At 65.5% G+C, this 13,531-nt stretch carries 10 protein-coding genes; 6 read left to right on the top strand and 4 right to left on the bottom strand.

Annotated features, from left to right (window positions below):
- Positions 1-15: 15 nt before the first annotated feature.
- Positions 16-2,385, top strand: a complete 2,370-nt coding sequence (locus AC1D0O_RS01845) for a Tex family protein (protein WP_477651850.1) — start codon at positions 16-18, stop codon at positions 2,383-2,385.
- An 81-nt stretch (positions 2,386-2,466) separates the two neighbouring features.
- A complete protein-coding gene (locus AC1D0O_RS01840; RefSeq protein WP_477651849.1) occupies positions 2,467-3,552 on the top strand; it encodes a patatin-like phospholipase family protein in 1,086 nt (361 codons plus the stop codon).
- A gap of 32 nt (positions 3,553-3,584) precedes the next feature.
- On the opposite strand, the gene AC1D0O_RS01835 is transcribed toward AC1D0O_RS01840, so the two are convergent.
- A complete protein-coding gene (locus AC1D0O_RS01835) occupies positions 3,585-4,688 on the bottom strand; it encodes a porin (protein ID WP_477651848.1) in 1,104 nt (367 codons plus the stop codon).
- Positions 4,689-5,071: 383 nt separating this feature from the next.
- Between AC1D0O_RS01835 and AC1D0O_RS01830 the strand changes: the two genes are divergently transcribed.
- Positions 5,072-6,796, top strand: coding sequence for an Hsp70 family protein (locus tag AC1D0O_RS01830; protein WP_477651847.1), 1,725 nt, complete (start codon positions 5,072-5,074; stop codon positions 6,794-6,796).
- Positions 6,793-8,571 carry a hypothetical protein gene (locus AC1D0O_RS01825; RefSeq protein ID WP_477651846.1) on the top strand — a complete coding sequence of 593 codons (1,779 nt, stop codon included), beginning with the start codon at positions 6,793-6,795 and terminating at the stop codon, positions 8,569-8,571. Before AC1D0O_RS01830 ends, AC1D0O_RS01825 begins: the two co-directional genes overlap by 4 nt.
- 14 nt (positions 8,572-8,585) lie before the next feature.
- On the opposite strand, the gene AC1D0O_RS01820 is transcribed toward AC1D0O_RS01825, so the two are convergent.
- Positions 8,586-9,722 (bottom strand): iron-containing alcohol dehydrogenase, encoded by a 1,137-nt coding sequence (locus AC1D0O_RS01820; protein WP_477651845.1) that lies wholly within the window; start codon positions 9,720-9,722, stop codon positions 8,586-8,588.
- A gap of 156 nt (positions 9,723-9,878) precedes the next feature.
- Here AC1D0O_RS01820 and AC1D0O_RS01815 point away from each other — a divergent pair, with 156 nt between their 5' ends.
- Together AC1D0O_RS01815 and AC1D0O_RS01810 are read left to right on the top strand one after the other, a co-directional pair.
- Positions 9,879-10,835 carry an alpha/beta hydrolase gene (locus AC1D0O_RS01815; RefSeq protein WP_477651844.1) on the top strand — a complete coding sequence of 319 codons (957 nt, stop codon included), beginning with the start codon at positions 9,879-9,881 and terminating at the stop codon, positions 10,833-10,835.
- Positions 10,836-10,848: 13 nt separating this feature from the next.
- Complete coding sequence (locus AC1D0O_RS01810) at positions 10,849-11,706, top strand: YbgC/FadM family acyl-CoA thioesterase (protein WP_477651843.1); 858 nt, start codon at positions 10,849-10,851, stop codon at positions 11,704-11,706.
- Here AC1D0O_RS01810 and AC1D0O_RS01805 read toward each other — a convergent pair.
- Both AC1D0O_RS01805 and ygfZ read right to left on the bottom strand, forming a co-directional pair.
- On the bottom strand, positions 11,693-12,514 hold the full coding sequence (locus AC1D0O_RS01805) for an NRDE family protein (protein ID WP_477651842.1): 822 nt from the start codon (positions 12,512-12,514) through the stop codon (positions 11,693-11,695). The two genes, AC1D0O_RS01810 and AC1D0O_RS01805, sit on opposite strands and share 14 nt — an antisense overlap.
- Positions 12,514-13,449 carry a CAF17-like 4Fe-4S cluster assembly/insertion protein YgfZ gene (ygfZ, locus tag AC1D0O_RS01800; protein WP_477651841.1) on the bottom strand — a complete coding sequence of 312 codons (936 nt, stop codon included), beginning with the start codon at positions 13,447-13,449 and terminating at the stop codon, positions 12,514-12,516. The genes AC1D0O_RS01805 and ygfZ overlap by 1 nt, the downstream gene beginning before the upstream one ends.
- Positions 13,450-13,531 lie beyond the last annotated feature (82 nt).

Below are 13,531 nucleotides of genomic sequence, written 5' to 3'. Positions count from 1 at the left end.
GCCCTTTTTCCCGACATGCAAAAAATCATCCGCCAGATCGCGGCAGAAATCAAAGTCCAGGAACACCAGATCAAGACGGCCGTGGAGCTGCTCGACGGCGGCGCCACCGTTCCCTTTATCGCGCGCTACCGCAAGGAGGCCACCGGCGGGCTGGACGACATCCAGCTGCGCGAACTCGAATACCGGCTCGGCTACCTGCGCGAGCTCGAAGAGCGCCGCGAGGCGGTGCTCAAAAGCATCGAGGAGCAGGGCAAGCTCACGCCCGAGCTGCGCGCGGCGGTCGAATTCGCCGCCACCAAGCAGGACCTGGAAGACTTGTACCTGCCCTTCAAACCCAAGCGCCGCACCAAGGGCCAGATCGCGCGCGAAGCCGGCATCGAGCCGCTGGCCGACAAGCTGTTCGCCGACCCGTCGCTGGTGCCGGCCGACGAGGCCGCGGCCTTTGTGAAGACCGAGAAAAACGAAAGCGGCGACGATTTCACCACCGTGCAGGCGGTGCTGGACGGCGTGCGCGACATCCTCAGCGAGCGCTGGGCCGAAGATGCGGGCCTGGTGCAGTCGCTGCGCAACTGGCTGTGGAGCGAAGGGCTGTTCAGCTCCAAGCTGGTCACCGGCAAGGACGAGAACCACGCCGACAACAGCAAGTTCCGCGACTACTTCGATTACGACGAGCCGATTGGCCGCGTGCCTTCGCACCGCGCGCTGGCCGTGTTCCGCGGCCGCGGGCTGGAAATCCTGGATGCCAAGCTGCTGCTGCCCGAACTGGCCGAGCCCGGCAAACCGAGCATCGCCGAAGGCAAGATCGCCCTGCACCTGGGCTGGAGCCACAAGGCGCGCCCGGCCGATGATTTGATCCGCAAGGCCGTGGCCTGGACCTGGCGCGTCAAGCTCAGCCTCTCGCTGGAGCGCGACCTCTTCACGCGTCTGCGCGAAGAAGCCGAAAAGGTCGCCATCAAGGTGTTTGCCGACAACCTGCGCGACCTGCTGCTGGCGGCGCCCGCCGGCCCGCGCGTGGTGATGGGCCTGGACCCGGGCATACGCACCGGCGTGAAGGTGGCGGTGGTCGACGCCACCGGCAAGCTGGTGGAAACCTCCACCGTCTACCCGCACGAGCCGCGCAAGGACTGGGACGGCTCGCTGCACACCCTGGCCAAGCTCTGCGAAAAACACGGTGTCAACCTGATTGCCATCGGTAACGGCACGGCCAGCCGCGAAACCGACAAACTCGCCGCCGACCTGATCAAGGGCATGGCCAAGGCCGAGCAGGTGATTGAAAAAGTCGTGGTCAGCGAGGCCGGCGCCTCGGTGTATTCGGCCAGCGAATTCGCCTCGCAGGAAATGCCCGACGTGGACGTGAGCCTGCGCGGCGCGGCCAGCATCGCGCGCCGCCTGCAGGACCCGCTCGCCGAACTCGTGAAGATCGACCCCAAGTCCATCGGTGTGGGCCAGTACCAGCACGACGTGAACCAGAGCGACCTGGCGCGCAGTCTGGACACCGTGGTCGAGGACTGCGTGAACAGCGTGGGCGTGGACCTCAACACCGCCAGCGTGCCGCTGCTGGCGCGCGTCTCGGGCCTGTCGCAGACCGTCGCCAAGTCGGTGGTGCGCTGGCGCGATGCCAACGGCGCCTTCGCCTCGCGCGCCGATTTGCTCAAGGTGACCGGCCTGGGCGCCAAGACTTTTGAGCAGAGCGCGGGCTTTTTGCGCCTGCGCAGCGGCAGCAATCCGCTCGACATGACGGGCGTGCACCCCGAAACCTACCCGGTGGTTGAAAAAATCATGGCCCACACCGGCAAGCCGGTGGCCGAGCTCATGGGCCGCGCCGAGATGCTCAAGACCCTGAAGCCCGAGCTGTTCGCCAACGAGCAGTTCGGCGTGATCACGGTCAAAGACATCATTACCGAGCTCGAAAAACCCGGCCGCGACCCGCGCCCGGACTTCAAGGTGGCCCGTTTCAACGACGGTGTCGAAGACATCAAGGACCTGAAAGAGGGCATGACGCTGGAAGGCACGGTCAGCAACGTCGCGGCCTTCGGCGCTTTTGTCGACATCGGCGTGCACCAGGACGGCCTGGTCCATGTGAGCCAGCTCGCCAACAAGTTCGTCAACGACGCGCGCGAAGTCGTGAAAACCGGCGACATCGTGAAAGTGCGCGTGACCGAGGTCGACGTGGCGCGCAAGCGCATCGGCCTGACCATGAAGCTGGACGCCGCGCCGGCGCGCCGTGACGGCCCGCGCGACAACCGCTTTGAAAGCGCACGGCCGCCCGGCGGGCAAAACCGCGGTGGCGGCAATTACGGCGGCGGGCGCGCCGGCGCGCCACAGCCCGCGGCCGCCACGGCCATGGAATCGGCCTTCAGCAAGCTGGCGGCGCTCAAGAAGTAGGCGGGGGAGGGCGCAGCGGTCCCGTAAAGGACAGCTTCGCCTCTCGCCTGGTGCTCCAATACGCCTGCACTCAAAGCCCCCATGAAAGCCCTCCGCATTTACGCCGGCCCCAAGGCACGCCGGCACATCGAGCAGAACGGCCTGCAGCCCAAAGACATTGGCGTGGTGCCGGGCGCCGCGGGCGGCCCCAAGGGCTTGATCCTGGGCGCGCTGGATCGCTTTATCTTTGGCGACTGGCTCGCAAAAACCGACCACCCCGTGCATCTGGTGGGTGCTTCGATAGGCGCCTGGCGCATGGCCACAGCCTGCCTGAACGACCCGGCGGCCGGTTTTGCGCGGCTGGAGCACGACTACATCCACCAGCATTACGAGCTGCAGCCCGGCCAGAAACGCCCGACGGCGGATTTCGTGAGCGAGCAGTTCGGCCAGAGCCTCAAAGAGTTTTACGGCGGCCGCGTGCACGAGGTGCTGCAACACCCGCGTTACAGGCTGCACATCGTGACCTCACGCGGGCGGCATCTGCTGGGCCGCGAGCACAAGCTGGCCACGCCCTTGGGTTACCTGGGCGCCTTCCTCACCAACAGCCTGCACCGCAAGGCCATGGGCGCCTGGCTGGAGCGTGTGGTGTTCTCCACACCCGATGCCAAACTACCCTTTGCCACCAGCGACTACCGCACACGCCAGGTCGACCTCAGCGAGGACAACTTCAAGCTCGCGCTACAGGCCAGCTGCTCGATTCCCTTTGTGCTGCGCTCGGTGCACAACGTGCCCGGCGGGCCGCCCGGCGCCTACTGGGACGGCGGCATCACCGACTACCACCTGCACCTGAATTACGGCGGCAAAGACGAGGCGGGAGGGGCGGGCCTGGTGCTTTACCCGCATTTCCAGAAATCCGTTGTGCCCGGCTGGCTGGACAAAGGCCTCAAGTGGCGCCACAAGGCCACGCACTTTCTCGACAACATGGTGTTGCTGGCGCCCGACCCGGACTGGATCAAGACACTGCCCAACGGCAAGCTGCCCGACCGCACGGACTTTGTGCGCTACGGGCCAGACTTACATGGCAGGGTGAAAGCCTGGAGCGCCGCGACTGCGGCCAGCACGCAGCTGGCCGAGGAATGGCAGGCCTGGCTGGAACGGCCAGACCTGGGGCAGCTGGGCACGCTTTGAGCGCGCCCGGTGCCGCTTAAACGCTCAAACGCTTAAAACATGTGCGCGATACCCGCGTACACCGACTTCGGGCTCTGGCCGACGGCTGAGAGCGCCAGGCCCGGCGAGCTGCCGCCACCGCCGCTGATGGTGTAGCCGGCAGCAGCCTGGTTGCTGATCCTGGTCGCGCCGCCGTAAATCGTGGTGCGCTTGGACAGCGGGTAGTCATAGCGCACACCGATGGCCTTGGAATCCGAATTCGCCGTGGTCTTGTTTTTGAGCCGGCCGTAGGTGGCGATCAGCTTGCCCGTACCCAGGGGGGCCGAGGCGCCGATCTGGTAGGCATCGAGCGCAGGCGCGGTGGCCGCGTCACCGCGGCGGCGCACAAAGATGGCAGAAGGCTTGATCACCCCGAAATCGTAGGAAACCGCCAGGTCGGTGTACTTGTCGGTGTTGCCGACGATGTAAATGGTTTTTTCCGTCAGGTAGCTGACTTGCGCCGACAGCGTGCTGCTGCTGTAGCCGGCGGCGATGTTGAGCGTGTTGCCGGTGGACTTGGGCTGGCCCACGCCGGTCGATTCACCGAAGGCGTAGAACACATTGGCCTTGAAGCCTCCCCAGGTCGGCGTCGTGTACTGGATGGAGTTGTCGCGGCGCGTGGTGGCATCGGAGAGCGAGCCGCCGTTGATGCCGACGCCCGGGCCGGCGTAGTAATTCAAGGCGCCCGACATGGTGAAGCCGGCCGGGTCGAATGCCGCCATGGTGCCGAAGTGCGGCGTGTACTGGCGGCCGATGTTGACGGCGCCGAAATCGCCGCTCAGGCCCACCGTCGCCAGGCGCTGGAACATATAGGAGGCACCCGTCGGGACGGTGCTGGTCGGCACGGTGGCGGTGCCGGTACTGGCGCCCGTGTCCACCAGGACACCGGCTTCCAGTATGAAGTTCGCCTTCAGGCCGCCGCCCAGGTCTTCCGAGCCGCGAAAACCGAAGCGCGAGCCCATGGCGCCGCCGCTGGAGATGCGCGCCACGGTGCCGTTGCCCGCGGACGCCAGCTCGAGGAAGGAATCGAGCACGCCATAGACCGTGACGGAGCTCTGGGCCTGGGCCGTGCAGCAGGCCGCTGACAGCACCGAGAGTGCGAACAATTGGGTTTTCATGATGTCTCCTGTATGTTGTTGATCTGGCGTGCTTACCGACCTGGCGCCCTCCCGGATCCCTGCGCCCCGCAATCCGCCGCAGCCGATTGTGTGGAAATCGTTAACCACGGGCCAAGCGTAACGGTATTTTGGTTATAAAAGATAAGTAAATAGACTCTTGCCAAGTCGCTCGTTTATGGTTATTAAACGTAACCATATCCGGGGCCTTTCGGGCTCCAGGCCTTGATCGGCCGTGGCGCCGAGGGCCAAGTTGCCGATGAGGCCGCACAAGCGGTGCCGCGCCGGCGCTTTTGATCACGCCTTCTCCCAGCGGCGGCAACGTTCGCGTACGATATCGGGTTGCATAAAAACAAGCTCATACGAGGACACGGGGGAATGGATTGATGATTGCCGGGATAGACCTCGGAACCACGCACAGCCTGGCCGCCATCTGGCGCAACGGCCGGTCGGAGCTGGTTCGAAACGCTTTGGGCGACGTGCTGACGCCATCCGTAGTCAGCATCGACGACGACGGAACGATTCTTGTGGGCCAGGCGGCACGCGAGAGGCTGCAGACGCATCCCGATCGCACCGCGGCAGTGTTCAAACGGGCCATGGGCACCGCCAAGACCTTCCGGCTGGGCAGACGCGAATTCCGTGCGGAGGAACTTTCCTCGCTGGTGTTGCGGGCGCTGAAGGCCGATCTCGAAACCACACTGGGTGAGGCCGTTACCGAGGTTGTGGTGACGGTGCCCGCTTATTTTTCCGACGCACAACGGCAGGCAACGCGTACGGCGGGGTCGTTGGCAGGCTTTGCGCAGGTGACCCTGCTCAATGAGCCCACGGCGGCCGCGTTGGCCTACGGCATGCACCAAAAGCAGAGTGAAACGCAATTCCTGGTGTTCGACCTGGGCGGCGGCACTTTTGACGTGTCGGTGCTGGAAATGTTCGACGGCGTGATGGAGGTCCGCGCGACCGCCGGCGACAACCACCTGGGCGGCGAAGACATTGATCAGTTGCTGATGGCACATTTCGTGCGCGAAACCGGCTTGCCCGACGCGGAACTTAACCGCGCCGCCACGCGTGCGCAACTGGGCGCGCGCATTGAGGCCGCCAAGAAGGCACTGTCCCTTGCCGACACCGCCGCAGTGAGCTTGGCTGCCGGCGGGCGGGACTACACCATGACCCTCACCGCCGAGGTGTTGGAGGCCTGCATCAAACCACTGATGGATCGCCTGCGTGAGCCGGTCGAGCGCGCCATGCGCGACGCCCGGCTGCGGCCGGCCGAACTCGATGCCGTGGTGTTGGCCGGCGGCAGCACGCGCCTGGCCTCTATCCGGCAGTGGGCGACGCGCATGTTCGGCCGCTTTCCCGAAACGGCGCTGAATCCTGACGAAGTCGTCGCCCTGGGGGCGGCGGTCCAGGCCGGGCTGAAAATGAATGATGCGGCGCTTTCCGAGCGCGTGATGACCGACGTTTGTCCCTACACGCTCGGTATCGAGAGCGCCCGCGAAATCAGCAACGGCAGGCACGCCACCGGTTTCATGGCCCCCGTGCTCGAACGCAACACGGTGATTCCGGCCAGCCGCGTGCAGCGGTTTTCGCCCATCGTGGACTTCCAGCGGGAACTGCGCCTTAGCGTCTACCAGGGGGAAGCCCGCCGCGTGAGCGAAAACATCAAGCTGGGCGAGTTCAGTGTGAATCTGCCCTCGGGCCGGACACACGAGGTCTCAGTGGACGTACGCTTCACCTACGACATCAACGGCTTGCTCGAAGTCGAGGCGACCGTCAACAAGGACGGCCAGGCCGTGGCCGAACCCGTCCGGCTGGTGATTGAGAACTCCACTGACCACCTGACGCCCGAACAGATCACCTCGCGGCTGGCAGCCTTGCACGAACTGAAAATCCATCCACGCGACCAGATCGAAACCCGAACGCTGATGGCACGCGCCGAGCGCTTCCACAGCCAACTGCTGGGCCAGGCCCGTGAACACCTTGCGACCGTGATCACGCGCTTTGAAGTCGTGCTCGAGTCGCAGGACCAGCGGCGCATCGCCCCGGTGCGGCAGGAGCTTTCCGACTTGCTGAAAACGCTGGACGCTGATCGCTACGTGCTGGATGACGCATGATCTTCCTGTCCAACAATGGCCTGACCCGGCTGCAGCTGGACGGCTCCGCGACCGAGCGCGACGTCAAGAAAGCCTATGCACGCGAACTCAAGCTGATCGACCCGGCAACGCAGCCGCAAGCTTTTGCCGAGCTCCGCCAGGCCTACGAAAGCGCCCTGGCGCAGGTTCGGTTCACTGCGCAGTTTTCCGGAGAGTCCGAGCCAGCCGGTCGAACCGATGAGGCTGACGCCTCCAGGCAGGGCAGGGAAGAGGGCGGCGGCGACACACCAGCCCCCCAGCCGGCGGAGGCCGAGGAAGTCCATCCGGAGGAAGCTGAAGAACCGCGGCGCGCGCAACCGGAGCCCGCCTTCATTGACGCCGCAGCCGAAAAACCGGCGCCAACGTCCACACCGGGATCTTCTCCGCCTCCTAGCCATTTGCCGTTCGAGAGTTTTTTGGAGGCCCTGACGTTCCCCTCGTCGGATCTGCCGGCCGCGCAGGCCATGCTGCGGCACTGGCTCGCGCAGGACGGTTTGATGCTGATGGCAGCCCGTGAAGCCTTTGAACTCGAGCTGATGGAGGCATTGGCCTCACGCCGTTTCGGGCAGCGCACGGCGGTCGTGTTTCTGGCCGCATCGCAAGCGTTCCACTGGAATTCCGGCCGGCACGGCCTGCTGGAGCGCATGGGCCCCAACGGCGCCTATGTTTCGTCGCTGCTTTACGAGATGGCCGTGCTGGATGGGACCTCGCAGTCGCGCTGGCTCGCCTTGACCGGGACGCCCGACCCGAAAAAGGCGTTGACGCTGCTGAAAGACGCAGAACGCGTGGAATCGTTGTCGCCTGTCCTGGCGCGCTTGTTTTTTGCCGATGGCCATATTGCGGCCTGGCATCGGGCGCGGGACCATGCGCCTGTCATGCTGCGCGGCTTCAAACGCGCCATCACGGTATATAAAACCAGTGCGGTGCTGCGCGGCATGCTGTACCTGCTTGTACTTCCGCTGATCGTCGTCAGCATCATGGCCGCAGCGCTGTCATTGGCGCAATTCAAGGAGGCCAACCAGGCGTCAAGCCTCTGTGACAGCTACTTCGCCTCGGCGATGGCCAAGGGATGGAAAGACATCCCCCTGTCTGACATTTCGCAACTGGAAAACTGCGCGCGCGGCGTTCCACCCCTGCTCTGTAGCGACCGGACCGCTCTGCTGGACGTGTTGGGCATGGCCCAAAGCGTGCGGGGCAGCCGACACTACTTCTACAGCTCATATGGCATACAGGTGAATTTATCTGACGGCCGCCGGTTTGGAAGGGGGCCAACGACGGATTGTTCGGCCGTGCTGAATTTCGCCGCCTCTGCGCCGTGGCTGGGCCAAGGAGACGAAAAAGCCGCGAGGCAACTCATTGCCGATGTCGCCCAGTGCTCTGCCGTTGACAACGACGGGATGGAAAGCCCGGCACTGCTCGCGTTGCTGGCGCAAACCGATGCCTGGCCTGCAACACCGTCAGGCCGCGTCAGCAGACCTCTCCCACTCAGTTCCCTGATCAGCCAGCCGAAGACTGCGCCTTTTACGGTCAAGCCCTTCAAGCCATGGCCGGCATGCGTCGAGGCCATGAACGACGGCCTCCAGCCTCGCATGGGGGAAAAAGAGTGGCCGGCTGCGGCGGCTCGCGCCAATTCATCCTCGCTTCAACAAGTAACCGGGGTCAAAACGTTCCCGGAAAAAACCGGCACCGAGAGTGCCAAGGTGAATCCAGCAGCGGCAGCGGCAGCGGCAGTGGCAGCCGCCGCCGCGGCGCGCTGATCGCTGCCTCCGTTTCAGAGCGACGCGCCCAGCATCTCCTTGTATTCCCCAGCCGTCGCAATCCTTGGATTCGTTTTGTGGCAATGATCCGCCAGCGCGCCGGTGATGATCTGCCCGAACTGCTCACGTTGAACGCCCATCGCGGCCAGCCCGGTGGGCAGGCCCAGCCGGGCGTTCATGTCGCGGATGGCCTCGGCGATGTCGCCGCCTGAGGCCAGGCCCATGGCACGCGCCATGCGGTTCAGGCGATTGTCTTTTTGCACCGACTCGGCCTCGGCGTTGAAGCGCACCACCGCCGGCAGGAACATCGCGTTCAGCGTGCCGTGGTGCAGGCGCGGATCCACGCCGCCCAGGCTGTGGCTCAGCGAATGCACGCAGCCCAGACCTTTCTGGAAGGCCATGGCGCCCTGCATGGAGGCACTCATCAGATTGAAACGTGCATCGCGGTCGCTGCCGTCGCGGGTGGCGCGCTCGATGTGGGCCCAGCCGCGCTCCAGGCCGTCCAGCGCGATGCCGTCGGCCGGCGGGTTGAAGGCCGCCGACATAAAGGTTTCCATGCAATGCGCGATGGCATCCATGCCGGTGGCGGCCGTCAGTTTGGCGGGCAGGCCCAGCGTGAGTTCGGGGTCGCAGATGGCGGTTTTGGGCACCAGGTGCCAGGAATGGAAACCCAGCTTGCGGTGGTCGTCCACGATGATGATGGCGCCGCGTGCGACCTCGCTGCCGGTGCCGCTGGTGGTGGGCACGGCGATCAGCGGCGCGGCGCGGTCGGTGATCTTGAGGGAACCGCCTTCGATGGTGGCGTAGGTCGTCAGCGGCCCTTCGTGCGTGGCGGCGATGGCCACGCCCTTGGCGCAGTCGATCGCCGAGCCGCCGCCCACTGCGATCAGGCCGTCGCAGCCGCTGGATTTGTAGAGTTCGGCCGCGGCACGCACCGCGGCCTCGGTCGGGTTGGAGGGCGTCTGGTCGAATACCGTGACCTTCATGCCCGGCAGCGCATCCAGCGCTTTTTGCAAAATGCCGGCCGCCTTGACGCCGGGGTCGGTCACGATCATCGGACGCGTGATGCCCACGCGCTCGCATTCCTGCTTGAGCAGTTTCACGGCGCCGAATTCAAACTGGATTTGGGTGACGTAATAGATGAAGGCCATGCGGGCTGTCTTTCTGCGTTGTACGATGTGGGCTATGCGGGTCCTTGCGCTGACTTTAATGGCTTTCAAGGCATTCCGCCCGAATCCCCCGCACACCAACCCCGATTCCCGTCACCTCGGTGATAGTGCCCGCGTTTTGAACCCCGCCTTTCACTGATGCCGCCCAACCCGCAAACCCTGTTGACCCCCGCCATGCGCGACGTGCTCAGCCGCATCGCCCGCGCCAATCGCCCACCGTTCCATACCTTGACCCCGGACCAGGCCCGGGCCGCCTACGAGGCCGGTGCCGGCGTGCTGGAAATCCCCAAGCCCGCGCTGGCCCGCGTGCAAGAGCTGCGCATTCCCGCGCGTGACGGGCAGTTGCTGGGCGCACGGCTGTACGCGCCGTCGGACCAGGCCCTGCCGGTGTTGCTGTTCTTCCACGGCGGCGGTTTCACGGTGGGCAGCGTCGCCACGCACGACATCCTGTGCCGGCAATTGAGCCTGCTGGCCGGCATCGCCGTCGTGTCGTTGGACTACCGCCTGGCGCCGGCGCACAAGTTCCCGACGGCGGCCAACGACGCCTGGGACGCACTGCAGTGGCTGGCCGCCCATGCCGCGGACCAAGGCCTGGACGGCTCGCGCATCGCCGTCGGTGGCGACAGCGCGGGCGGCACGCTGGCCGCCATGTGCGCGGTGCTGGCGCGTGACGCCGGCTTGCCGCTGGCCCTGCAATTGCTGATTTACCCGGGCTGCGCCGCCCACCAGGACACGCCGTCGCACAAGACCTTCGCCGAGGGTTTTGTGCTGGACGAGGCCGACATCAGCTGGTTCTTCGGGCAGTACGTACGCAGCCCGGCGGACCGCGACGACTGGCGTTTCGCGCCGCTCAACGCACCTGACGTGGACGGCGTCGCGCCAGCCTGGGTGGGCCTGGCCGAATGCGACCCGCTGGTCGACGAAGGCGTGATGTATGCCGACAAGCTGCGCACGGCCGGCGTAGCGGTGGACCTGGAGATTTACCGCGGCGTCACGCACGAGTTCATCAAGATGGGCCGCATCATTCCCGAGGCCAGGCGCGCCCAGGCCGATGCGGCGGCGGCGCTGCGCGGCGCCTTCGGGCTGGATCCATAAGGAGACGACAGGCATGAAACGACAGGACTTCCGCTTTTTCCACCGCCTGCGCGTGCGCTGGGCCGAGGTGGACATGCAAAAAATCGTGTTCAACGCCCACTACCTGATGTACTTCGACACGGCCATCACCGACTACTGGCGCGCGCTGGCCCTGCCGTATGAAGAGGCCATGGTGCACCTGGACGGTGACCTCTACGTCAAAAAAGCGACCGTGGAATACCACGGCTCGGCGCGGTTTGACGAGCAGATCGACGTGGCGCTCAAATGCGCGCGCATCGGCAATTCGTCCATGGCATTTTCGGGCGCGATCTTTCGCGGCGATGAACTGCTGATCAGCTGCGAGCTGATTTATGTGTTTGCCGACCCGGCCTCGCAGACCTCCAAACCGGTGCCTGAGGCCTTGCGCCGCGTGCTGACAGGCTATGAAGCCGGCGAGGCCATGCTGCGGATCAAGACCGGCGACTGGGCCGCGCTGGGCACCGATGCCGGCAATGTGCGCAACGCCGTGTTTGTGCGGGAGCAGGGCATCCCCATGGAGATGGAATGGGACGAGGCCGACAGCACGGCCCTGCATGCCGTGGCCTACAACGGCCTGGGGCAGGGCATTGCGACGGGGCGGCTGGTCCGGCACACGGACGGCGTGGGCAAGATAGGCCGCATGGCGGTTCACCGCGCGTTGCGCGGCTCCAACGTCGGCCGCGACATCCTGAATGCCTTGATGGAAGCGGCCCGCAGCCGTGGCGACGGCGAAGTGATGCTCTACGCCCAGCGCAGCGCCGAGGGCTTTTACCAGCGCCTTGGGTTCTTGCCGCGCGGTGAGCCGTTTGAGGAAGTCGGCATTCCGCACATCGAGATGGTCAAGGCGCCTTGAAGCTGAGGTGCTCGCGGTGCGCGGCGGCGGCAGCCAGGCCTTCGCGCCCATGCGTGCGTTCTTCCAGCTCGATATTCCAGCCGGCGCCGGACGCCGTCGCCAGCAGCACGGTGCTGCAGCGTGTGCCGTAGGCGCGCCCCGGCACTTCCACAAAGGCGCTTGAGAGCGCTTCTTCAAGTTCGGGCGGTACGCCGGTATGCGGAAGGTCCTCAGGCAAGGCGCGCTGCCGGCTGCCCAGCGCCGTCCACAGCAGCTTTTGCAAACTTTCACGGCCATCGCCGGATTGCAAGGCAGCCGCCAGCACGCGCTTCAGTTCCAGGGTTTTGGGCCAGGGCGTGTCCAGCCCGGCGTTGGAAAGACCGTAGAGGCCAGGCGACAAAGCCTGGGCATGCAAGGCCGGCGCGCCCTCATATTTGTTCGTCACCCAGGTCCAGGCCTTTTGCCGCAAGTCGCCCAGCACCAGGTTAAAGCCGCCAAAGGCCGCCCCCTTGTCTTCGAGAGACGCCACAAAACCCGCCGCATCGCCGCGGCCTTCGAGCCAGCGCGTGACCAGTTCGCCGCGCGAACGCGGTGCGGCCTCGGACTGGGCTTGCCGCACATTGGTCAAAAAAGCGATGCGGCCGGCAGGCGTGATGCCCATCCAGGTGCCGCCGGCGCGCAGGTCGCGGCCGGAGATGATCTCTTGGCCCGAGGCGGTTTTCCAGCGCGACAGCAGCAGGGTGGGCCGCTCCAGGAACTCATCGCGGTTGGCCGCGATCACCAGCGGCCAGCGTGCCGAGGCACCGACGGCAAACGCAACCAGGCACATCAGATGTCTTCGAGCAGCGCGTAGGGCAGGGGGAGCAGGGTGAGGATTTCCCCCGAAGCGCTTCCCGAAGTCAGCCGGCCGTCGGCGGCCGCGGAGGTCTGCATGGACACAATGGCGTCAAAACCGCCGGCCGGGTTGGGGGCGACCGCGGCGACCGTGCCGCAAGGCTGCCCGGCGTCGGAGGCATGGAACACCTCTTGCCCGACCGTCGGCATGCCAGCCGTGTGAGCCACATAGGCACGCCGCTTGAGCGTGCCGCGGAACTGGCTGCGCGCCACGATTTCCTGGCCGGGGTAGCAGCCCTTCTTGAAGTTCACGCCGCCCACGGATTCGTAATTGAGCATCTGCGGCACAAAGGCTTCGAAGATGGGCTGGGTGATCATTGCGATGCCGGAGCGCACGCCCAGCCATTGCCAGTCGGCCAGGGTGATGGGTGAGCCCTGCGGCGCGGGCGACCCGGCCGGCGCGCACCACAGCGCGCGTGCCTGGCCGGCGCCGGGGTGCAGAAACACCAGGTTGGCGTCACCTAGATCCATCTTTTCCCACAGCGCACCGGCCCGGCCCGCGACCTGCGCCACGGCGGCACCCGCAACACCGTACAAGGCGAATTCCGCGCTTGCGTCGCTGAGTTTGGCCTTGGCCCGCAGCACAAACATCGAGAGGCGCTTGAGCGTGGCGGGCAGGATGTCGCGGCTGCAGACCAGCATCAGGTCCGCGCCACGCTTGAAAACCACAAAGCTGGCCTGCATACGGCCCTTGGCATTGCAAAAGGCGGCCAGGCGCGCCTCTTGCTCGCCCATCAGCGCCACGTCCTGCGTCAGCTGGCCCTGCAGAAAGGTGACGGCATCGTCACCCGTCACGCGGATCACGCCCAGGTGCGTCAGTTCGGTGATGCCGGAGATGGAGGGCGAAGTAGCGGTGCTGGGCAGGGTCATGGGGTCTTCACGGTCGGTGGGGAGATGGGCTGAATTATCATAGGCCTGAGCTTTTGCGTTCTGTACTGAAAAGGTAGCTGGG

It is taken from the genome of Polaromonas sp. P1_F2, from assembly GCF_056405735.1.
This window is presented reverse-complemented; position numbering and strand designations above follow the sequence as displayed.